Source organism: Clostridium sp. (assembly GCF_032576335.1).
GTDB lineage: Bacteria > Bacillota > Clostridia > Oscillospirales > Acutalibacteraceae > Faecalispora.
This window is the reverse complement of record NZ_JAWFXC010000007.1, coordinates 24,649-47,590: the sequence shown is the minus strand read 5'-3', so window position 1 is coordinate 47,590 and position 22,942 is coordinate 24,649. Positions and strand designations below refer to the sequence as shown.

General features: G+C 46.2%; 19 protein-coding genes and 1 pseudogene. 6 read left to right on the top strand and 14 right to left on the bottom strand.

Annotated features, from left to right (window positions below; translation table 11 throughout):
• Positions 1-7 precede the first annotated feature (7 nt).
• Positions 8-1,918: an acyl-CoA dehydrogenase family protein gene (locus tag E7L17_RS09800; RefSeq protein WP_316323062.1), complete on the top strand. Its 1,911-nt coding sequence runs from the start codon at positions 8-10 to the stop codon at positions 1,916-1,918.
• A gap of 17 nt (positions 1,919-1,935) precedes the next feature.
• On the top strand, positions 1,936-3,156 hold the full coding sequence (locus E7L17_RS09795; protein ID WP_316323061.1) for an FprA family A-type flavoprotein: 1,221 nt from the start codon (positions 1,936-1,938) through the stop codon (positions 3,154-3,156).
• 227 nt (positions 3,157-3,383) lie between these two features.
• On the opposite strand, the gene E7L17_RS09790 is transcribed toward E7L17_RS09795, so the two are convergent.
• The 3 genes from E7L17_RS09790 to E7L17_RS09780 all read right to left on the bottom strand — a co-directional run bounded on the left by E7L17_RS09790 (position 3,384) and on the right by E7L17_RS09780 (position 6,503).
• A complete protein-coding gene (locus E7L17_RS09790) occupies positions 3,384-4,154 on the bottom strand; it encodes a DUF975 family protein (protein WP_316323060.1) in 771 nt (256 codons plus the stop codon).
• 61 nt (positions 4,155-4,215) lie between these two features.
• Positions 4,216-5,646: a flotillin family protein gene (locus E7L17_RS09785; RefSeq protein WP_316323059.1), complete on the bottom strand. Its 1,431-nt coding sequence runs from the start codon at positions 5,644-5,646 to the stop codon at positions 4,216-4,218.
• Between the two features lie 176 nt (positions 5,647-5,822).
• The gene (locus E7L17_RS09780; protein WP_316323058.1) at positions 5,823-6,503 is read right to left on the bottom strand and encodes a hypothetical protein; all 681 of its coding nucleotides are present in this window, start codon (positions 6,501-6,503) and stop codon (positions 5,823-5,825) included.
• 186 nt (positions 6,504-6,689) lie between these two features.
• Between E7L17_RS09780 and E7L17_RS09775 the strand changes: the two genes are divergently transcribed.
• The 4 genes and pseudogenes from E7L17_RS09775 (at position 6,690) to E7L17_RS09760 (ending at position 10,006) form a co-directional block, all read left to right on the top strand.
• The gene (locus tag E7L17_RS09775) at positions 6,690-7,178 is read left to right on the top strand and encodes a helix-turn-helix transcriptional regulator (RefSeq protein ID WP_316323057.1); all 489 of its coding nucleotides are present in this window, start codon (positions 6,690-6,692) and stop codon (positions 7,176-7,178) included.
• Positions 7,179-7,355: 177 nt separating this feature from the next.
• Entirely contained in the window at positions 7,356-8,363 is a 1,008-nt protein-coding gene (locus E7L17_RS09770; protein WP_316323056.1) for a type II CAAX endopeptidase family protein, read from the top strand.
• A gap of 1 nt (position 8,364) precedes the next feature.
• The gene (gene tadA, locus E7L17_RS09765; RefSeq protein ID WP_316323055.1) at positions 8,365-8,856 is read left to right on the top strand and encodes a tRNA adenosine(34) deaminase TadA; all 492 of its coding nucleotides are present in this window, start codon (positions 8,365-8,367) and stop codon (positions 8,854-8,856) included.
• A 227-nt stretch (positions 8,857-9,083) separates the two neighbouring features.
• A pseudogene (locus tag E7L17_RS09760) lies at positions 9,084-10,006 on the top strand (linear amide C-N hydrolase).
• Positions 10,007-10,188: 182 nt separating this feature from the next.
• Here the strand turns inward: E7L17_RS09760 and ilvD are convergent.
• The 11 genes from ilvD to E7L17_RS09705 all read right to left on the bottom strand — a co-directional run bounded on the left by ilvD (position 10,189) and on the right by E7L17_RS09705 (position 22,730).
• Entirely contained in the window at positions 10,189-11,844 is a 1,656-nt protein-coding gene (gene ilvD, locus E7L17_RS09755) for a dihydroxy-acid dehydratase (protein WP_316323054.1), read from the bottom strand.
• A gap of 92 nt (positions 11,845-11,936) precedes the next feature.
• On the bottom strand, positions 11,937-12,692 hold the full coding sequence (locus tag E7L17_RS09750) for a hypothetical protein (protein WP_316323053.1): 756 nt from the start codon (positions 12,690-12,692) through the stop codon (positions 11,937-11,939).
• A 6-nt stretch (positions 12,693-12,698) separates the two neighbouring features.
• The gene (lysS, locus tag E7L17_RS09745; protein ID WP_316323052.1) at positions 12,699-14,204 is read right to left on the bottom strand and encodes a lysine--tRNA ligase; all 1,506 of its coding nucleotides are present in this window, start codon (positions 14,202-14,204) and stop codon (positions 12,699-12,701) included.
• Positions 14,205-14,401: 197 nt separating this feature from the next.
• A complete protein-coding gene (greA, locus tag E7L17_RS09740) occupies positions 14,402-14,884 on the bottom strand; it encodes a transcription elongation factor GreA (RefSeq protein WP_316323051.1) in 483 nt (160 codons plus the stop codon).
• A gap of 144 nt (positions 14,885-15,028) precedes the next feature.
• Positions 15,029-16,354 (bottom strand): S41 family peptidase, encoded by a 1,326-nt coding sequence (locus tag E7L17_RS09735; protein ID WP_316323050.1) that lies wholly within the window; start codon positions 16,352-16,354, stop codon positions 15,029-15,031.
• A gap of 123 nt (positions 16,355-16,477) precedes the next feature.
• Complete coding sequence (locus tag E7L17_RS09730) at positions 16,478-17,662, bottom strand: murein hydrolase activator EnvC family protein (RefSeq protein WP_316323049.1); 1,185 nt, start codon at positions 17,660-17,662, stop codon at positions 16,478-16,480.
• A complete protein-coding gene (gene ftsX, locus E7L17_RS09725) occupies positions 17,652-18,560 on the bottom strand; it encodes a permease-like cell division protein FtsX (protein WP_316323048.1) in 909 nt (302 codons plus the stop codon). The genes E7L17_RS09730 and ftsX overlap by 11 nt, the downstream gene beginning before the upstream one ends.
• Positions 18,550-19,242: a cell division ATP-binding protein FtsE gene (ftsE, locus tag E7L17_RS09720; RefSeq protein ID WP_316323047.1), complete on the bottom strand. Its 693-nt coding sequence runs from the start codon at positions 19,240-19,242 to the stop codon at positions 18,550-18,552. Before ftsE ends, ftsX begins: the two co-directional genes overlap by 11 nt.
• Before the next feature lie 191 nt (positions 19,243-19,433).
• Entirely contained in the window at positions 19,434-20,519 is a 1,086-nt protein-coding gene (locus E7L17_RS09715) for a PucR family transcriptional regulator (protein WP_027103879.1), read from the bottom strand.
• 213 nt (positions 20,520-20,732) lie between these two features.
• Entirely contained in the window at positions 20,733-21,914 is a 1,182-nt protein-coding gene (locus E7L17_RS09710; RefSeq protein WP_316323046.1) for a diaminopropionate ammonia-lyase, read from the bottom strand.
• A 153-nt stretch (positions 21,915-22,067) separates the two neighbouring features.
• Positions 22,068-22,730: a formate/nitrite transporter family protein gene (locus E7L17_RS09705; RefSeq protein ID WP_316323045.1), complete on the bottom strand. Its 663-nt coding sequence runs from the start codon at positions 22,728-22,730 to the stop codon at positions 22,068-22,070.
• Positions 22,731-22,942 lie beyond the last annotated feature (212 nt).

Sequence of the window (22,942 nt, the reverse complement as noted above, 5' to 3'; positions counted from 1 at the left end):
AAGCAATATGTTATTCAAGACCACACAGCAGCACGAGGAACTCCGGGCAAAGGTTCGGAATTTTGCAGAGGAAAAAGTAAAGCCCCTGGCCTTTCTGCTGGATAAGGAAAATGAGTTCCCCGATGAAGCGGTAGCTGAACTGGGAAAGATGGGACTGCTGGGCATCCCTTACCCCAAAGAGTGGGGCGGCCTGGGACTGGATATCATCAGCTACGCCATTGCAGTAGAAGAGCTCTCCCGTATAGACGGTGGCACCGGAGTCATTCTTTCCGCACATACCTCTTTAGGCACATGGCCCATATTTGCCTTCGGTAACGAAGCGCAAAAGAAAAAGTACTTAGTTCCGTTATGTAAGGGCGAAAAGCTCGGTGCATTTGGCCTAACTGAAACAAATGCAGGCTCCGATGCAGGCGGAACCGAAACCACCGCTATCGACAAAGGTGATTATTACCTATTAAACGGCAGTAAAATCTTTATTACCAACGCCCCCAAGGCAGACATTTACGTTGTTTTCGCGGTTACCACACCAGACATAGGCACGCACGGAATTTCGGCCTTTATTGTTGAAAAGGGCTGGAAGGGTTTTGAGTTTGGTGACCATTACGATAAAATGGGCATTCGCTCCTCCTCCACTGCAGAATTAATCTTTAACGATGTTAAGGTGCCAAAAGAGAACCTTCTCGGCAAAGATGGCGACGGCTTTAAAATCGCGATGGCTACACTGGATGGCGGCCGTATTGGCATTGCATCGCAGGCGCTGGGTATTGCACAGGGTGCATTCGACCAAGCGGTAGATTACGCAAAAGAACGCGTTCAGTTCGGCAAGCCCATCGGCTTTCAGCAGGCTATCTCTTTCAAGCTTGCAGATATGGCAACCAAGCTGCGCTGCGCACGCTTCCTGATTTACTCTTCCGCTGAAATGAAAGAAAACCACGAGCCTTACGGCATGGAATCTGCCATGGCCAAACAATATGCTTCCGACGTTGCACTTGAAATTACAAACGATGCACTCCAAATCTTCGGCGGCACCGGCTACCTGAAGGGTATGGAAGTAGAGCGCATGTACCGCGATGCAAAAATTACCACCATTTACGAGGGCACCAACGAGATTCAGCGCGTTGTTATTGCCTCTCACATTTTAGGCAAACCGCCGAAGAAAGCTGGCGGAGCCGATCGCCATATGCAAAAACCCGCACCCATTACCGGTGTGCGTAAAAAAGTTCTTTTTCGTGAAGGCGACGCCAAAGAGCAGGTTCAGGCTTTGGCAGAAGCGCTCAAAAAGGATGGCTTTGACTTTACGGTCGGCATTGCGCTTGATACCCCAATCGCTCGCGCGGAGCGCGTTGTTTCGGCGGGTAAGGGCATTGGGGAAAAGAAAAACATGAAGCTGATCGAGAACCTTGCAAAAGCCGCAGGCGCCGCAATTGGTTCTTCCCGCCCAGTGGCAGAAACACTCAAGTACATTCCGCTCAACCGCTATGTGGGCATGTCCGGCCAAAAGTTTACCGGTAACCTGTATATTGCGTGTGGTATTTCCGGTGCAACCCAGCACTTAAAGGGAATTAAAGACGCCTCCATTATTGTGGCAATCAATAAAAATGGCAATGCTCCCATCTTTAAAAACTGCGACTATGGTATTGTTGGCGACGTAAACGAAGTTCTGCCCTTGTTGGCAGAGGCTCTGGGCAGCGGTGAAAAGCAGCCCGCACCGCCCATGATTAAGATGAAGCGCCCGCAAATGCCCAAACCCCAGCCGATTGGCCCCCGTTACGTTTGCTGTGGTTGCGGCTACGAGTACGTGCCGGAGCTGGGCGACGAAGAGAGCGAAATCGCACCCGGTACTTTGTTTGCAAAACTGCCGGAAGACTGGGTTTGCCCTGAGTGCGCCGAGCCCAAGGAACAGTTTATTGAGGCTTAATAGAGGGAGGTAAAACGATGTATTGCGTCAGAAATGTTACCGAAGATTTATATTGGGTAGGAGCCAACGACCACCGGCTCACCCTGTTTGAAAATGCGTACCCCATCCCCAGAGGTGTTTCTTACAACTCTTACCTTCTGCTGGATGAAAAAACCGTTATGTTTGATACCGTAGATTGGTCCTCCTGCCGCCAGCTGGTTGAAAATGCCCAGCATGTACTAAACGGCAGACCACTCGATTATCTTGTTATCAATCACTTGGAGCCGGATCACGCCGCCTCCATCGATGAAATATTGCTTCGCTGGCCAGACATTACCCTTATCAGTAATGAAAAAGCATTTATGCTGATGCGTCAGTTTGGCTTCCATGTGGATGCACACAAATTGATAGAGGTTGCAGAGGGTGATACCTTCAGCTTCGGCAATCACACTGTTACCTTTGTATTTGCCCCCATGGTTCATTGGCCGGAGGTTATGGTCACGTTCGATGTTACCAACGGCGTTCTCTTCTCAGCAGATGCGTTTGGCACCTTCGGTGCACTGGACGGAAAGCTGTTTGCAGATGAAGTCAATTTTGACCGCGACTGGCTCGACGATGCTCGCCGTTACCTTACCAACATTGTTGGTAAATACGGCCCGCACATTCAGTTGCTGCTGAAAAAGGCAGGCGGCATTCTAGACCAGATTAAAATTATTTGCCCCCTGCATGGTCCCGTTTGGCGTGAAGATTTAATGTACTTTATTCAAAAGTACGACACCTGGAGTCGTTATGCACCAGAAGAAAAAGGTGTTTTAGTAGTTTATGCCTCTATGTACGGCAACACAGAGTCTGCCGCACAGGCACTGGCTGCAAAGCTTTGCGATAAGGGTATGACCAACATCGCTTTATACGATGTTTCTTCTACCGACGTATCGCAGCTTATTTCCGAATCCTTTAAGTACAGCCATATTGTGCTTGCTTCCGTTACTTATAATTTGGGTATTTACCCGGCAATGCACAACTTCCTGCTCGACATGAAGGCGCTGAACGTGCAAAAGCGTACAGTAGCCATTATAGAGAATGGTTCTTGGGCTTGCTGCTCCGGCGATTTAATGCACAAGTTCCTTACCGAAGAAATGAAGGATATGACTGTGCTCAATGAGCGAATCAGCATGGCCTCCTCTCTTGGAGCGGATAAGGAAGTAGAACTGGATACGCTCGCGGATGCCATTTTAGAATCGATGAAAGAAGAAAACTAACCGATTCCCCTGCGGTCATCAGCTGCCACTCCCTTGTTTTAATGCTGCGCAGCGAAGCACGATGCTGACGTAAGCAGCTTGACTCCGCAGATTAAAAATTGCCGATTCCCCTGCTAGTACCCCTATATTGGCAGGAGGGTCGGTAATTTTTTTTAAACAGAACACCGGCACAGCCTATGCTGTGCCGGTGTTCTGTTTTATTCTTGCTCTCTTACCTGAAAAATCGATTATAACCCAAGCTCTTCAGGCTGTACCATACCGGTTTGAATCGCCCGGTCTCGCAGGAAAAGATACAACTCTGCCAAGGTTGCATACACATACACCATAATCATTACATTGCCCAAACGTACCACGATTTGACTAATCGCATTCATCACTGGTGAGACAAATAAAAACATGTCAAAAGACGCGCCAACTAAAAAAAGAAGTATGAACCACCCAATAAATGAAAGCAAGAGCACAAAGATTGGACTTTTTTCTCCGTCCGTCATCTTACGGCTGATTTCTCTTGCTCTTTTCCCAGAAAGCTTCGGGTTATCCGATAGCAAAAACGGCACCATATAGTATTCAAACGTCTTTATAATTCCGGGAAAAAGCAGCAAAAGCGACCATAGACCGATAAATAAATTCGTTACAAAGCTGACTAAAACAATATTGCCGTATCCCCCACGAAACGCCATAAATACATCGGAGGGCTTACCAGCATTAAAGCGATTGCGAACAAAGAAACCGCGCACTCCCACAAAGATAGGCGTCAAAATCAGTATGTTAATCAAAAGATAAGTTAAGTTATAACCCAGCGCCTGCCCCAAATCTGGCATAGGTGTACGATAAATTATTGCATTAATAAACTCATCATTTATTTTTTCATACCCTATCACATACCACAACAAATCTGGTACCAATTCAAATACTGCTAAGATTAAAAACGCTACCCAAAACTTTTTTCCACGGATTGCAGTTTTTGCATTGCTTTTTAGAATTTCTCTGCTCCACATACTCTACATAAACCCCTTTCCTATGGATGTATTCACTGCCAGTGTGGGGATCGCTTTTTTGTCATGATAGGGAATCTGTTTTTTCCGTATCTTTTTCTTCTGGATTAGTTGTCGGAATGGCTTCACCCACGGATGCATCTGTTCCAAGAAACTCCGGTAAATTCATGCCTGCTTGCTGAAATAGTTCATTCATTGGGGGAATAGATTTCAGCATCCCAGAGAGAAAGTTCGCTGTGGTTGGAGTCCCATTTTCTCCGCTTCCCATGCTGTCCCATACCGTGACCTTGTCAATCTTAATATTTTTAATGGCATCCACCTGAAGCTGAACCAACTGCTCCAGCTTATCTGCAATGATAAATTTAACCGCAGCATCTGGGTCGCCACCTGCCGCATTCACAAGCTGCCTCATACCGGTTGCCTGTCTGGTTAAAATCTCTTCCACGCCTCGTGCCTGTGCTTCCATCTTTGCAAAAATAGCGTCTGCCTCACCTCTGGCTCTGCGGCGGGTTACCTCCGCCTCTGCCTCGGCAGAGATTTCTTTCTGCTGTTTATCAATTTCCGCATTTACAACAACGTCCGCTCTTTGAGAGGCTCGCACAAGCTCCGCACGCTGCTTTTCCGCGTTTTCCTGCGCTCCATAAGCCTCCTGCAACGCCATAGCAGCCTGCACCTTTTCGGCAGCTGTTGCCTGTCGCAGTGCCTCGGCTTCCTTTTCACGTCGATTTGCATCTGACTGAGCAACCTCTATTTTTGCATCATTTTCACCCTGAATGGCAGTGGCATCTGCCGCCGCCACCTTAATACGCTGATCCATGAGCGCGTTTGCATGGCCAATTTCACCATCGCGGTTCTTCTCAGCCACGCTCTTTTTCGCATCGTTAATTGCTTTGGCTGCCGCTTCCTTACCCAAAGCGTCAATATAGCCGGATTCATCGTTAATATCCGTCACGTTCACGTTAATGAGGCGAAGACCAATTTTCTTTAGTTCAATCTCCACATTATTCGAAACTGCAAGTAAAAACTTATCGCGGTCGGTATTAATTTCTTCTATGTCCATGGTTGCGATGACCAAACGCAGCTGACCAAAAATAATATCCTTTGCCAGCTCCTGAATTTCTGCCATCTTCAACCCTAAAAGCCGTTCTGCCGCATTTTGCATGATTCCCGGCTCCGTTGAAATACCAACCGTAAACCGAGAAGGTACATCAACGCGTATGTTCTGTTTGGATAATGCACTTTTCAGGTCAACATTAATCGAAATCGGCGTTAAATCCATATACTGGTACGCCTGAATAATCGGGATGATAAAAGAAGCACCGCCGTGGATACATTTTGCGGATTTCGTCTGCCCCGATTTGTCATTGCCAACTCTTCCGTAAATTACTAAAACTTTGTCAGACGGGCACTTGCGGTAGCGCGAGAGCACACCAAGTAAAGCGGCAAACAGCACAACCACAATAATCGTAATTGCTACAATAAGTTCCATTCCCATAAATAGACCTCCCATTAATCATATTATTTCTACTATAATTGGTTTCTCACCGGAAAAGACCGACTGAAAACAAATTGATACACCTTGCTACGATCTTGCAACAATGAGATAAAATTAATTAATCTAAAAGGATGCAAAGTTACATATCTGGTGTAGTTACTCCACCCTCGGCAAAATTAAAAAGACTCTTCCTCTAATTCCACAACCAGAACATTATCTGCACGAACATCCACAACACGCACAAACGCACCGCTTGGTATACTCACTGCACCATCCGTAATGGCAGAGGCTTCAATAAACCGCTCCTGTACCGTCAGGTTTACTTTTCCCTGCCCGGTACCGCGTGCCGGTATTACCAAATAAACCGTTGCAGTCTGCCCAAGAGCGTTGCGCATTTGCAGTGTTCCATTGGAGGCCAAGCGCGACGTGAGCTGTATTATCTTCGCTACACCAAACATGGCAACCGCACCCAAAACAGCACCAATTAATACGGAAATCGTTCCGGCTGTTCCAGCTTGATACGCAAGAATAGCCGTCCAGCTGAACACTGTAAGAAATGCCACAATTCCTTCTAAGGTAAACAGGTGCAGGGCACCCAAATCACCGGGGCTTCCGCCATCCCCTGTGCCAAGGTCCCCAGAATCCACCCCTGCATCTCCGCTCATATCCAAATCGAAATCGGGAGAATCTCCAAAACTATCAAATCCAGAGAGATCATCGGGGTTCACCCCTGGGCCGCTTTGCCCAAAGCCCACAATTGTCATTACAACTTGAATGAATAAAATCAAGCTTGAAGGTACGGCAATACAGTATAATACCTGCGATAATAAATCCAGAGTCCCCCACCACTCCTGCATATTCCTCACCTCAATGTAAATGTTATTTACTTTAGTATATCACCGAGAATTGGCTGTGTCAATTGATTTTGCTATTGTTTGTTAAAGATTGCTATTCTGCATAAAATAGTTTTAGTTGAAAAATGGAACAGAAGTTGCTATACTAGTGTAAATAAAATTTACGTTGCGTTACGGAGGTGAATTGGAATGGACGCACAGAAACTTGGCCGAAAGATACGGGAAGCCCGCTTAGCCAAACGCCTAACCCAAAGCGAGGTAGTCGGCGACTTTATCACACGCAATATGCTAAGCCAAATTGAAAGTGGCACAGCAACCCCCTCTATGAAAACATTGGAGTATTTGTCTGAGGTTCTGTCTATTCCGATGGTTCAGCTTGTTGCGGGAGATGACCCGATTGAAACGTTGGCTCAGGCAAAAAACGCTTTGGCACAAGGTCAGGCAGATTCTGCAATTCTGCTTGCAGGCAATTTGACGCACGACCTGCACGACGAAAGTGATGCCATTGCTGCACGCGCCCACCTGATTCTTGCACGCCAGTATGCGCTGGAAAGAGAATACGATTCTGCCACCAAACACGCGCGTTTTGCGGCAGAGCATGCACAGCGCGGCGTTTACGCCTCCGTAGATATTCGGGCCAACGCACTTTTGCTACTGGATGAAATAGAGAATTATTGAGGGAATGCGGCAATGGAGCTGTGTTCCCTCAAATTGATTGCTTCGATTCCCATTTGACTTTTCGTGTGTTATAATTGGAATAAACTATTAATCACAAATCTCATGCACAACTCACGCGGCGAATATGTTATTTTTTCTGCCGCTAAAGAGTGTTTTGTATTGAAAAGGAGATTTCGCATGAAGCATCCAACCACCGCCATGCCATCTAATTTTGGCCAGTACCCCGCCGAGCAAGAAAAAAAGGCACTTCGCTGGGAGGCGAATCGTCTTTGTGTTGTTTTAATCGTTATTCAAGTGCTTGTTACGGTACTGTCACTTTCCTCGCGTGTGTATTTGCGGGAATTGGGGCTTGTGGGTTCCCCTCTTGATGCCTTTCAGGGAATTCCGCCCATTCTTTACTTTTTTTCTTACTCCTCCGTGTATCTAATTGGGCTTACTTTACCCGTATTCTTTTATATGGGAATTCGCCATATCACTCCTTCCAATGCACTTCGGTTTGAGCCGGTAAAGCCACTGTTTGCTCTCGGAATCGTCGTGTTTGGAGTCGGAATTTGCACAACAGCAAATATACCGTCAAGCATGCTGGTCTCCTTTTTTCAATCCATGGGGTACAGCGGAAAGGTTCCTGAGCTACCTTTAAACGAAGACCCCTTGGTACAGGTACTCTTTTTTATCACACTCGCGCTGATTCCCGCTTTAACAGAAGAGCTTATTTTCCGCGGCGTTATTCTAAGTGGCCTGCGCCAGTTTGGAGATACCATTGCTATATTCAGCTCTGCCTTTTTATTCGCTATTTACCATGGCAATTTTGCGCAGATGCTGTTTGCGTTCCCTTGCGGTCTGGTTCTAGCGTTTGCCGTTATTAAGACCGGGAGCCTGTGGGTATCCATCCTCATTCACTTTATCAATAATGGCACCTCCGTTCTCTTTCAGTTCTCTCAATTTTATACCGACCAACTCACCGCCAATACTGCATATACCATTTACTTTTTTAGCTCAGCAATTGCAGGAGTTGTCGCGTTGGTTTTACTTTCCCGTCATAACAAAAACTTATTTCAATTGAATGAAAATAATTCGCTTCTCTCTCCCTCGCAAAAATTTATTACGACTCTTTGGAATCCCGCATCCGTTGCTTTGATTCTAATTTCGCTTTCCACGGCAGTTTATACGCTGGAGAATTTTTAATATGAGAAATGCGGAGCAAGATGAAAAAATGATGCGCCTAGCGCTGGAGCTTGCACAAATTGCAGCACAAGAGGGTGAGGTTCCTGTCGGTGCCGTTGTAGCGAGAGGCGATGAAATTATTGCAGTCGGCAGAAATCGCCGTGAACAGCAAAAGAACGCCCTATGCCACGCAGAGATTGAGGCCATTCACGCGGCCTGCCAAGCATTAGGTGGTTGGCGACTTTGGGAATGCGATCTTTATGTTACGTTAGAGCCCTGCCCCATGTGTACCGGGGCAATTATCAACTCTCGCATTGCGCGGGTCGTATATGGCGCGAGCGATACAAAAGCAGGCTCCTGCGGCTCTGTCATCAATCTGTTTGAGCTGCCGTATAACCACCATCCCGAGCTTATCTCTGGTGTATTGCAGGAGGAATGCAGCGCGGTGCTTACCCAGTTTTTTCAAATTCTACGCGACAAACGGGCAAAAAAGAAAAAAGACGTGATAGAGTAAGCCTGTTTCAACAAATGAATATCATACACCATTTATCGTATAAGAGATTATAATAGCAACAGGGTTTATGCCGGTTATTATAATAAAACATAACCGCAGCCTGCCTATGCAGGCTGCAATTTTTTATCCACGATATCTCCTTAAAATGTAGTAAGACTATGCTTCACCAACCATTGCCCTTCCACTAACACTATAAATCCATTTAAAATGAGAGGATGGTCGCTAATATGTGTACATCAATCACACTCCTCAACGCGCAGGGGGAAAACTTTTTAGGCCGTACCTTAGATTTTTCATACGACATTGAGCCGGAGCTCTATATATTGCCACGCAATTATGTTTGGTACGATTTTTCGATGGTGTCAATGAAAAAGGGCTTGCGGGTGGAGCCTTGTATTTTGCTGGTTATGCAGCGTATGAATCCAAGCCGACACCCGGGAAAATGCCGGTAGCCGCAATGGATTTTCTTCATTTTCTCCTTGCAAACTGTGCAACTATTGAAGAAGCGGAAAAACTGGTTCCGCAAATATCCATTTTGGGGTTTGCAGACCCCGTTACCGAATCAGAAGCCCCTCTGCACTGGATTATGACCGACCGCAGCGGCAAAAGCATCGTCATTGAACGCACCGTGCAGGGTACCAACGTGTACCAAAACCCCATTGGCGTGCTGGCAAACAGTCCAGAATTCCCTTGGCATTTAACCAACCTAAAGACCTACTCACAGGTATCACCCAGACAAACATCAAAAAGCCAGTGGGGCGATCTTACCTTAAAACCATTTGGGCAGGGAGCGGGAACCTCTCTTTTACCTGGCGGCTATACTGCTCCGGAACGCTTTGCACGAACCGCATATCTCAAAACACACCTACCAACTCCCCAAACCAAAGAGGAAACCGTAATGGCTGGTTTTCATGTGTTAGAAAGCGTCTCCATTCCCAAGGGAGCTGTCATTAGTAGTCGGGAAACCTATGATTACACGAGATACACTATGTTCCTGAATACCAAAACTTGCGAATATTATTTTAAAACATATGAGAATTTCCAAATTCAAACTGCAAGTATGTGGGAGAATTACCGAGAGGGTCAATCCCCCATACGTCTTGGCTCCTTGAGCCGTCCCATTCTTTTTCAGAAAATTAATTTCGTTTAAATAGAACCTAACTACCGATTTTATTAAATACAAAAAGTAAAAATCAAAGTGTTTTCAACAATTAGTTAACATATTGTTGAAAACACTTTGATTTTCTCTATTCACTTTATTAACAAATAGGCTGACATAAGGCATTAAAAAAGAACTGTCCGTTATAACGGACAGTTCTTTTTTCTATCTCTTTATTTCTCAAATACTGCACCACGTGAACCGGAGGTCACATGCTGTGCATAGCGTTTAATGTAACCGGTAAGCTCCTTTTCCGGCGCTTTCCAATCCTTGCGGCGGTTTACCAGCTCCGCTTCCTCCACATGCAGGTTCAGCACACGATTGGTAATATCCACATCGATGATATCGCCCTCATGAATCAGCGCAATAGGGCCGCCAACCGCGGCTTCCGGTGACACATGGCCTACCGCTGCACCACGCGTTGCGCCTGAGAAACGTCCATCCGTAATCAGTGCTACACTCGAGCCAAGCCCCATACCGGTTAAAGCAGAGGTGGGAGTTAGCATTTCACGCATACCGGGGCCGCCTTTGGGTCCCTCATAGCGAATCACAACCACATCTCCCGCATTGATTTTCCCAGAGAGAATTGCCTCCGAAGCATCCTCCTCGCAGTCAAAGCAGCGAGCAGGGCCAGTGTGCTGCATCATTTCAGGAGCAACCGCACCTTGCTTTACCACCGCACCATCCGGGGCAATGTTGCCTTGAAGCACAGCGATACCGCCATCCTTACGGAATGGGTCTTCCAGCTTGCGAATAATTTTTCCATCCGCCTCAGGAGCACGATTGATGCGGTCTGCTACTGTACCCAAAACCGTTTTGCAATCGGTATTGAGCTTTCCAGCGCGTGCCAGCTCTTTCATGACTGCAGGGATACCGCCAACCTGATTCAGGTCGGTAATAAACACGTCGCTGGCGGGGTTCAGCTTGCAAAGCTGGGGAGTATCTTTGCTGATGCGGTCAATATCTGTAATATCGAGCTTTACACCACGCTCATAGGCAACGGCAGTCAAGTGCAGAACCGAGTTGGTAGAGCAGCCGAGAGCCATCTCCGAACGAAGTGCGTTCTCAAAGGATTTCTCCGTTAAAATATCGCTGGGGCGCAAATCCTCACGGTATAGCTCCAAAATTCGTTCGCCTGCTGTTTTTGCAAGCTGAATGCGCTCCGACATAACGGCCGGAATACTGCCGTTACCGGGCAGTGCTAAGCCAATTGCCTCGGTAAGGCAGTTCATGGAGTTCGCCGTGTACATACCGGAACAGGAGCCGCAGGTAGGACATGCGGATTTCTCCAATGCAGTAAGCTCAGCTTCATCAATTTTACCGGCAACATAGCTGCCTACGGCCTCGAACATTTCAGAAAGGCCAAAACGAACACCGTTATGTAAGCCTGGTAACATGGGGCCACCGCTCACAAAAATACTGGGCAAATTCAGGCGGCAGGCAGCCAAAAGCATACCCGGCACAACCTTGTCACAGTTCGGAATAAACACGACGGCATCCAGTGGATGTGCGGTAAGCATAACTTCCACAGAGTCCGCAATCAGTTCGCGAGAGCAGAGCGAATACTTCATTCCCTTGTGGTTCATAGACAGTCCATCGCAAACGCCAATGGTATTGAACTCAAATGGTACACCACCTGCGTTGCGAATACCAGCCTTTACCGCCTCACTAATGTCTTTTAGGTGGCGGTGCCCCGGAATATAGTCGCTGGCGGAATTCACCACAGCAATAAAGGGGCGCTTCATTTCGTTTTCTGTCAGACCCAATGCGTAAAGCAAAGAGCGGTGTGGTGCGCGTGCAGCGCCCTCTTTCATTAAATCGCTTCTCATCGTGTTTTTCCCTCCTAATACTGCCCTCATAGGCTTCACTAAAATGAAATGTCTGCCGCCTCAGCGGCATTACAAGTTCACACTTCCCTCATTTATTTCCCATACACCAGTCGGTTAAACAAAGTGCGGTTTTGTTCGTAATAAGATGTTTTCTCAGGGTTTTGCTCCAGTGGAGTTCCCTTAAATACCCGCATAGAAACGCCTAGGCCATCCAATTGCTGAAGTACAGCCTTTCGGCTGTCTACATCTAAATTACGTAAATCGTCTTCTGTAATCAAAGAAGAAAGCGGTTTTGCATTCTTCCATGGCACTCGCATATCGGCTTCTTTCTCTTCTCCATGCTTTGGCACAGTACCATTCAGGTTCGAGAACATTTGCCGCGTCTTTTGGTGCGATTCAAAACTTGCGCTATCTGTTAAAAAGAGAATACTGTCTCCCATTTCTAGGTCAGATAAGAACTTCGCTACGCTTGCCATTTGGAGGTTCGGGTCGCTTACCGGCTTATTCTCACCCATAACAATCAAGTAAGAATTCACACGTACAACTACGCGGCCATCTCCATTGCGGTCTTCCCCATACTGGGCTATTTTTTTCTCCAGTATAGAGGCGGCATCATCTGAGAACTTTGTTTCTGTTAGAATTCCGATTTGATAATCCGGCTCCACCTTGGTTGTAAGCTCATATACAAAGCCTGCAACCAAAGCAACCAGCACTAAAACAATTAATAGGTGAAATTTATGATAATACCAAAAATTTTTCCATTTTCCTTTAGCGCTTAGGGGTGCCGTTTCACCATTTGAGTGAATCGAGTCATCCCCTGCATTCCACAGATACCGATCTCTAGCCAAGCGAAATCACTCCCTAGGTTTCATAGTGGGGAACAAGAGCACGTCACGAATCGATGCACTGTCTGTGAGCAGCATGACCAAGCGGTCAATGCCCATGCCCATTCCGCCGGTTGGCGGCATACCGTATTCCAAAGCGGTAATAAAATCTTCGTCGATCATATTTGCTTCTTCGTCTCCGGCTTCTCTGAGCTCCATCTGGTGCATAAAGCGTTCACGCTGATCTAGCGGGTCATTAAGCTCCGAATACGCATTTGCAAATTCACGGCGGGTAGCAAACAGCTCAAAGCGCTCTACTAGCTCGGGAACATCCTTCTTGCGTTTAGTCAGCGGAGATACCTCTACCGGGTAATCGTAAATAAAGGTGGGCTGTACCAGCTCGCCCTCAACCTTCTCTTCAAAGAAGAGATTCATAATGTCGCCCCAAGAGTCGGTTTTCTTTGTTTCAAAATGGAACTTTTTCGCCTCTTCCAGCGCACGGGCAGTATCTCCCTTAAAGGACAGGAAATCAACTCCGGTATACTTTAAAATCGCGTCGTTCATTGTCATGCGGCAGAACGGCAGCTTCAGGCTTACCTCTTCTCCCTGGTAAGAAATCTCTTCGGTACCGCAGACCTCTTTCGCGCATGCGTTAATCAGACGCTCGGTCAAGTCCATCATACCGTTGTAATCGGTGTAAGCTTCGTACAGCTCAATAGTTGTAAATTCCGGGTTGTGCTTTACATCCATACCCTCATTGCGGAACAAACGACCGATTTCATAAACCTTTTCCATTCCACCCACAATCAGGCGCTTTAAATAAAGCTCTGGTGCAATACGAAGGTACAAATCAAGGTCGAGTGTATTGTGGTGGGTAATGAACGGGCGAGCAGAGGCGCCACCGGGAATCAAGTTCAATACAGGAGTCTCTACCTCAACATAGTTACGTTCATCTAATATACGGCGAATTGTCGCAATTACACGGCTGCGCTTCTCAAACGTATTTTTCACTTCGGGATTTACAATTAAATCCACATAGCGCTGGCGGTACCGCAAATCAGTATCCTTTAGACCATGGAATTTATCCGGCAGCGGAAGCAATGATTTTGCCAAAAGAGTAATACTTTTTGCATGAACGGAGATTTCTCCTCTGCGGGTGCGGAATACAAAGCCGCTCACGCACGCAAGGTCGCCAATATCCCAGTTTTGAAGACCGCGGTATGTTTCTTCACCAATATCGTCTATTTTCAGGTAGACCTGAATTCGACCAGTGCGGTCCTGAATATCCATAAAGCTAGCTTTGCCCATGTCGCGCCAGCTCATAATACGGCCTGCAATCACTACATCTTGGTTTTCCAGATCTTCAAAGCGGTCCCGAATATCCTGTGCAAAGGCATCTCGCTCGCAAACTGTAATTTCAAACGGATCTTTGCCGCTCTCCTGCAAAGCAGTGAGCTTGTCCCGGCGAATTTGAAGCAGTTCGCTAATATCCTGCTGCTGTTCCTGTTCCACAGGCTCTTTTGTCTTATCGCTCATAACTAATTCTACTCTCCCTGTTTACTGTATTCCTCCGCACTTGGCGGTATATTGTATAAATTTAAAAGATTAGATCCTGCTCAGTGAAACACGCTAAGTATATTACTTATCGGAATAAAAACGTGCTTTCTTGTGCAAAAACGGGGCAGGGTGAAAATTTTCACTCCCGCCCCGTGTTGTGTACTGTTCCGGATTCTTTATTTCGAAATGGTAAGAATCTCATAATGGATGATTCCTGCCGGAACCTCCACTTCAATTTTATCACCCACGCCGTGGCCCAAAAGAGCCTTGCCAACTGCGGATTCATCCGAAATCTTGCCTAGAAGAGGATTCGCTTCGTTGGAACCAACAATTTTATATTCCTTAACAGAAGAATCTCTTCCTTCCGGAGTTACACGAACCTCAACCTTAGAGCCAATGTGAATATTTTCGTTTCCTAATTCACTTTCATCAATCACGACTACGTTTTTCAGCATTACCTCAATATCAGCAATACGTGCTTCCATAATCGCCTGATCATTTTTCGCTTCATCATATTCACTGTTTTCGGACAAATCACCGAAAGACAAAGCGACTTTAATTTTTTCGGCTACTTCTTTTCGTTTTACCGATTTTAAATATTCCAACTCCTGCTCAAGGGCTTCTAAGCCTTCTTGGGTTAAAATGACCTGCTTTGCCATCAGCTGTTTACCACCTTTTTCAGAGTGAACTTATTCGCCGGGCGCAAACCGAAATCCATTTCATACATACCGTGGATTCCTTGCAGCCTGACGGTTCTTCGCAATATATCTATTATAGTGAACAAGTATGAGTCTGTCAACGTATTATTTGCTCTTCACCGAAGAGCTCACGGGCGCTTTTGCCCCGGTTTGAGCGGCACTGTTATCAAAGTTACCACTGTCGGTACCGGGAATTTGCTGTACATCTGCCCCTTGCTTTACGAGTGCCGTTACGGAAGCCTGAATTTGTGGATCTTCCATGGTTGTAAGGGAGCGGCGCAGCAGCAAATCCTTTTGTTCGGGGGTCATTTCAACCTCCATATCCACATTCACGCCGACCCCATGAAAAGTCTTACCGTCAATGCGGGTATAGTTTCCCACGGAGAGCTGTATTGCGGAACCGTCAGACAGAGGAATTACATCTTCCTTCATTCCACGCCCTGCGGTTTTCTCACCAATCAGTTTTCCCTTCTTATAGTCCTTCATATCCGCAGCAAATATTTCCGCAGCTCCGTAAGTGCTGGCATTTACCACTACACTAACGGGCAAATTGATTTCTCCGGATTTCGAGCTGTACTCCACCGTGATTTTCCCGCCTCTGTCTACATAGCTGACCAAGCTAACTGCAGGCAGGAATTCATCCAGCACAGAGGCCATAACCTCTACACTACCGCCGGAATTGTTTCGCAAGTCAACCACAAAGCCGACCACCTTTTTTTCCGTCAGATTATTAATCGCGGCTACAAACTGATTTTTGGTCGTGCTTTGGAATTCAGAAATAGCGATATAGCCAACATTGCCGTTAATAATGGAAGAAGAAACCGTAACCCGCTGGTATTCCGCACGGGTAACTGTTACATCCATCTGTTTGGTTGCAGTCTTGCCATTCTCCGTTGATTTTCGCAGCAGACCCAGCTTTACCGTAGTGCCAACTGTACCATCCAGCTTATTTACGGCCTCGCCATAGCTCAGGCGAATAACCTCTTTACCGTCTAGCGAGAGAATGACATCTCCTTTTTGCAGCCCGGCTTTGCTGGCGGAGGAGTTGGGCAAAACCTCAATAACCTCCATATTCCCGTCCGCATCCTGAACGGTGCGAACACCAACACCAACCGCCTTTTTGGAGTTGGAGCTCAGGTAATTCTTGTATTTTTCAGCAGAAAGATATTTCGCACCGGCATCGCCTAGCCCTGCCATATACCCAGCGGCAAGGCCGTCGTTTAAATCGGTTTCTCCAATTTTCCCTATATAATCCTGCCGTACCTTTTGGTCGATTTCACTGAGCTTTGTGTACATGGCTTGACGTTCATTTACATCAGCCACTTTCTCGTTAAAGCGTCCCATCGCATAGGTATACGTCAAAGAAACCGTAATCGTGGCGGCTACCAAAGACATGGCCGCCGCTGCACCGAGCGATACTTTTTTGCTCATATACTTTCTCTCCATCTTTTCATATCATCTAACTGCTTAACTGTTAATTTAGATAAAAGCAGCAATTTCTTCCCTTACCTGCGGTAAGGGAAGAAATCAAACATCTTATCCAGTGAAACGGTGTTATTTACCAAACCACTTCATTGGGTTCTGCGCAACACCATTCACGCGAATTTCAAAATGCAGGTGAGGGCCGCTGGAGTCTCCTGTACTGCCCACATAGCCAATAACCTGCCCTTTTTTCACCACATCACCAGTATTCACAACAATTTTGCTAGCATGCCCATAACGGGTGGAATATCCGCCGCCATGGTCTATGTATGCACAAAGTCCATAGCCACCGCCCCAACCGCTGTGGTTGGCAAGAATGACCTTACCGCTATCGGCTGCAACAATTGCTTTCCCGTATATACCAGAGCCGGCAATATCAATTCCTTTATGATTACGGCCGTCACCCCAATATGAAGTGAGCTTAGTATATCCAGGAACGGGCCATGTAAACTGGCCTTTACTCACATAACCACCACTGGCCTGATTATTGTTGTTATTGTTTTTAATACTTGCGTAGTAATCTTTATACCATTGGTCAACTTCAGCATCCACTTTCTTGCGTTCTGCCGCCAACCGGTTATTCTCGGAATTGGTCGTGACCACATTGGCAGAAATTTCGGTTAATATGCGCGAGCTTTCCGACAAGAGACCCGACAATTCCGTGTTTTTACTGTCTAGCTCTTTTCTGGCCTGTGCGGCACTCTCGCGATTCTCTTCAATCTGCTGCTTTTGTGTTTTAATCGCCGCCATATCCGTTTTCAGTGCGTCAATCACCTGCTTGTCGTGCTGTGAAATGGAACGCACTAGCTCGGTTTTATCCAGGAAATCGGTAGCATCCCGTGCACCCAAAATCAGTTCTAGCTGAGAGGATTCCCCCAGCAGGTAAATCGCGCGAACGCGCTGCTTGAGCTGCTCCACGTTGGCATCAATGCTACTTTGCTTTTCTTTAATCTTCGATTCTTTATCCTTTATATCAGCGTTCAAAGCCCTTATTTGTTCACCCAACGTGTCAATTTGGCTTTGCACTGTTTGCACCTGAGTGTCCAGCGTGTTTTTATACTCCTGCTGCTTGGCTCTGTCTGCCTTAAGCTGACGAAGCTTGGCGGCAGTCGCCTCCTGCTGCTTTTTCAGGCTATTTTGCTTATCCTGTAATTGTTTAATGGATGAGCTGGCCTGCACCCCGTACGGTACACTTGAAAAAACGAGGGAGACCGCTAAAACGAGTGCCACAATGGAACGCTTGCCTTTACCAGCCAATGGAACTTCCTCCCTTCAAATATTTACCGATTGATATACCTCCGCCCAGTGCGCCAAAAAAGGCACCTGCGGCAATGAATAACAATATAATCTGTCCCATTACACTCCCCAACGGTAGAGGCTGGAAGAAAGGAACAATACCCGTTATGGTTTTCAGTGTTTTATCGTAAATAAGTGCGAGCAATCCACTCGCTAAAAGACCGGATAACAGGCCGATTAAAACACCTTCTACCACAAACGGAACACGAACAAAGCTGTTTGTAGCACCAACCGACTTCATCACGCTTATCTCCAGCCTGCGTGAGAACATGGTAATACGGATGGTATTTGAGAGTATAAAAATAGAAACCAGGCTGAGAATCAAAATTATCCAAGAGCCTGCCGTTGTAACTAAGTGGTCTAGGCTTGTCAGCTTTGCAGCTACGTCGGAATAATCACGAACCTTGTAAACACCCTCTATTGAGCCGATTTTGCTCGCCGTGTCTTTGTAATGGGCAAGGTCCTTCATCTTTACCTTAAACACATCGTTGAGAGGGTTGTCATCCCCCAGCAGAGTGGTAAACACGCTGCCGTCGTCCCCCATCGACTTCATCAGTGCTTCAAGCGCTTCCCCTTTGGGAACAAACTCGCAGCTTTCTACATTCTCCAGCTTTTTAATCTCTTCCCCAACTTGTACCGATTTGAGCGTTGGGAGGTCGTTTGCCATATATACGGTAACGGAGTTATCGCTTTCCAGCGACTGCATTGCCATATTCAAATTCATTGAGAAAAGAGAAGCGGCGCCCGTCATTAGCAGGCATGCCACCAAAACACCAATGGATGCGAAGGCCATCATTCGGTTTACCCAAATGTTTTTTACACCTTCCTTGAGTAAGTATCTGATACTGCTAATTCTCATCGGGTACCTCCAAAGCAAGATTGCAGCTGTCGGCCACAACCAGCCCGTCGTTAATCTCCACCACACGGCGGCGGAAATGCTTAACGAGCCGGTGTTCATGCGTGACCATTAGTACGGTAGTGCCCCTGCGGTTAATCTCACTTAAAAGGCCAACAATTTCAAACGAAAGAGCGGGGTCAATATTGCCGGTAGGCTCGTCCGCAATAATCATGCTGGGGTTGTTCACCAGCGCGCGCGCAAGCCCCACCCTCTGCTGCTCTCCGCCGGAGAGCTCTTTCGGGCGGCAATTCGTTTTTTCTGCTAGGCCAACCAAATTTAATATGTAAGGAACACGCTTCTTTATTTCTCTTTGCGAAGCACCCACAACGTGCATTGCAAATGCCACATTATCGTACACCGTCATTTTATCAATGAGGCGAAAATCCTGAAATACCATTCCCATCGTTCGGCGAACATAGGGAACGTCTCTACGCTTTACGGTAGAAAGCTTTCGGCCATTTACAATAATCTCGCCGCTGTTGGGAGATTCTTCACATGTAATCAATTTTAAAAAGGTGCTTTTACCTGCTCCTGAAGAGCCCACAATAAAAACAAATTCGCCTTTTTCAACTTTTAAATTCACACCTCGGAGCGCTTCTGTACCGTTCCCGTAGGTTTTGCAAACATCTATAAATTCTATCAATGTCATCGCTCCAAAAATAAATTTCCCCGTGTTTGCCAATACGTACGCCAAAGTACGCTAGTATTCGGCAGTATTTCTCCCTATAAATCAACACCCACTGGTATGTTTACATAATACCAATGGGCGAAAGATTTAAAGTTCTTTCAAAGAATAAATTTGTAATATTTCTGTAACGTATTTATTCTTTTCGATTAAAATTTAACTGGATTCGAGGAAAGATATTTCTTAACCATTAAGGCCACCTTAAATACAATGGCATCCTCGAATTCTCGCAAATCCAGCCCGGTAATTTTTTTGATTTTTTCTAAACGGTACACGAGCGTATTGCGGTGAACGAACAGTTTACGAGAAGTTTCTGAAACGTTCAGGTTGTTTTCAAAGAAACGCTGAATGGTAAACAGAGTTTCATGGTCAAGCGATTCAATGGAACCGCGCTTGAATACTTCCTTCAGGAACATTTCACATAGAGTTGTGGGAAGCTGGTAAATCAGGCGGGCAATACCCAGATTGTCGTAGCTGACGATGGATTTTTCGGTGTCGAACACCTTACCAACCTCAAGTGCTACCTGTGCTTCTTTAAAGGAACGCGCCAAATCTTTAATACCTACCACAATCGTACCAATACCAACCACGCAGTGGGTATAGAACTCACTCGACAGCGTATCCACAATGGAGCTGGCCAACTTATCCAAATCCTTTGGCTCAATACCAGTACGAATTTCTTTAATCAATGCAATATCGGTTTCGTTGATATTGATGATAAAATCCTTGTTCTTGTCGGGGAACAAATTCTGAATCACATCGTAAGCAGAAATGTCTGATTTGTTCGAAATCTTAATGAGCATACAAACACGGCTTACGTCCGAGTTAAAATGCAACTCGCGGGCTTTGAGATAAATGTCTCCGGGCAAAATATTATCGAGAATTACATTCTTAATAAAATTGCTGCGGTCGTATTTCTCATCGTAGTATTGCTTTATGCTGCTCAGCGATATGGAAAGCAGGTTAACATATTTCATCGCTTCGCTGTCGCTGCCCGAAACGAATACAGCGTATTCGGGACGGGGACGGCTGCCAAAAGACTTGTAGGTATAGCCTCCTACCACAAAGGGATTGGGCGAAGCAATGGTGTCCGGAGTAATGCTTTCGTTCACTTCACCGATCCGACCCAGCTCGCTGCAGGCAATAATAACCGAGGTCTCGTCAATGACGCCGATTGTTCTGTCAATCGCGTCGCGCATTTGGTGAATAACTCCCTGAAACAGTCTATTTGACATGATGCTCCCTCACTTTATCAGTTTTCCAGATGAACTGGATAATTACAAGTAAATTAAATTGGTATTGTCCAATATATTTTACACAAATTTTCACTAAATTTCAAGCTTGGAACCGATTATTTGTTAAAAAACTTTCTGCTAAGGAATTGAATAGCGTTTTAAAGTGAAAAATGGCACGATTGTATTACAAACGTACCATTTTATTATTCATTTTTAATCTGTAACTATACTTTGGTAAGCCTGAGGGTCGGTATCCCCTTCCGTGCTAAACAACAAAACGGAAGCATTTTCATCAAGCCCCATTTGCTGCCGCTGTTCACACATCTCCGATGAACAGCATAAATGCACCAGCAATCCCAAGCCTACCGCACCGGATTCGCCCGAAACGATTGCTTCATCCCCTTGAACGGGGTGTGCCAGTGTACGCATGCCAATCTCGGTAACCCAATCTGGGCACGCGGCATAACAGGATGCAACATCACGCAAAACCGGCCATGTGAGAAGATTTGGTTCCCCGCAGTTTAAGCCAGCCATAATTGTTTGAGGATTCCCGCCAATTGCCACAGGTACGCCCGCTTTAGCCGATTCAAACACACATGCAACGGTATCGGGTTCCACAACAACCGCAAAAGGAGGGCTTTTTATCAATTTTTGTTCCAAATAAGCCAGAACCCCACCTGCCATAGACCCCACACCCGCTTGAAGAAACACATGTGTGGGAGTTGGTCCTCCGGCAGCTTTCATCTGCTCTAAAGCCTCCGCCGCCATTGTGGTATATCCCAATGCAATATCGCGGGGAATTTTCGTATACTCCGCAGTACCGGTATCCTGTACCAAGGTTTGACCATTTTCGTTTGCCCAGCTTGCCGCAAGACGCACTGCATCATCGTAATTTAACTCGGTCACTTCAACCGGAGTATCATTGATGCTGCGAATCGCCTTCACACGGCTTTCCTTTGAGCCTTTTGGCATATACACTCTCGCTTTGCTTCCAAACAAAGAGGATGCCCACGCCACGCTTTTACCATGGTTGCCGTCTGTTGCGGTAACAAATACGCGCTCACAAGCTTTTTCCTTCGCCTCTGGAGTTGTTAACGCCAAATAGTCTGGAGCGCCGGAAAAACCGGAATTCTCCCATAGTATTCTTGCAATGGCGTAAGAAGCCCCCAATCCCTTAAACGCATTTAATCCAAAGCGCTTCGATTCATCCTTAATAAAGATGTTCCCAAGCCCTAGCTTTTGTGCTAAGTGAGGCAATGAAACGAGTGGTGTTTCTTTATACTGAGGCATGGAGCGGTGAAATACTTGAACAAAAGATAATTCTTCTTCCGTAAAATACTCAAAATCAGCTCGGTGTACGGGAGCACCTGTCAACAGAGCCACTTCTCGTGCCATAAAAACTCTCCCCTCAATCTAAATCTTTACAAAAAAAGCCGTGCGTGTAAACGCATGGCTTTTTCTTTTTCCATAGAGGTGCTTAAGCTCAAACGGAAAAACTATGTTAAATTGAGTATATCAGCTTACTCCCGCAAATGCAAGGGGGGGCGCTTACTCCGCCTTAGCGGGCTGCTGCTCTTCAATTAAACGGCCACCTAACCGGTGCAAAGCGGCACAGCCTGCACCGCCAACAATATTACCAAGTGAAATTACCACAAGGCTCAGCAGGCCTTTTCCAAGTGCGCCTGCCATCCAAAAATAGAACATATCGGCAACGCAGTGCTCAAATCCACACAAAATAAAAACCATTACGCTGAAGATGATTCCTAGGTATTTTGCCACTGGATGGGGATTTTCGCGAAAGCCATCTACCGCTACATACATGAGCAGGCCGCAGAAGATACCAAGGATGAAAAGGCTCAAAAGATTATCGCCCAGCTTAATTTCAACCAGATGGAGTGCTTTTTCGTGCAGTTTTCCTGCCTGGCGTGTAGCGGACATCGCCACGCTTAGTAAAAAGGTTCCCAGCAGGTTGCCTAGCCAAATCACAAACAGCCAAAGCACTTTTTTGGGGTCGCGGTACGAAATGTATGCCAGCTTACCGGTGAACAAGTTCCAGCGGAACACGCAAATCGTCATTAATCCAACCGAAAACAGAAAGGAACCAATAACCGGATTATCTTGCAGCATGTAAATCACACAGCCTATGCCAATGCTGATTCCTGCCAGAATGGCCAGTACGAACGTTCCCGTCCAAGTTCTAATTCTATCCATATAAATTCCTCTTTTCCCCAGCGGGCCGCACCCGCAATCGTAGTTACTAACACCCGCCTATTTTAGCACAGATGCTTTTTCAATCCAACAGCAGCGCGTCTTATATCCGTCTATGCCCCTGCCAATAGCAAGAAATGCAAATTGAATTATTTAATAGAATTTAGGAGCTTTTCCTCCACAAATTCAAAAAAGAAAACTTATATGCCATACTT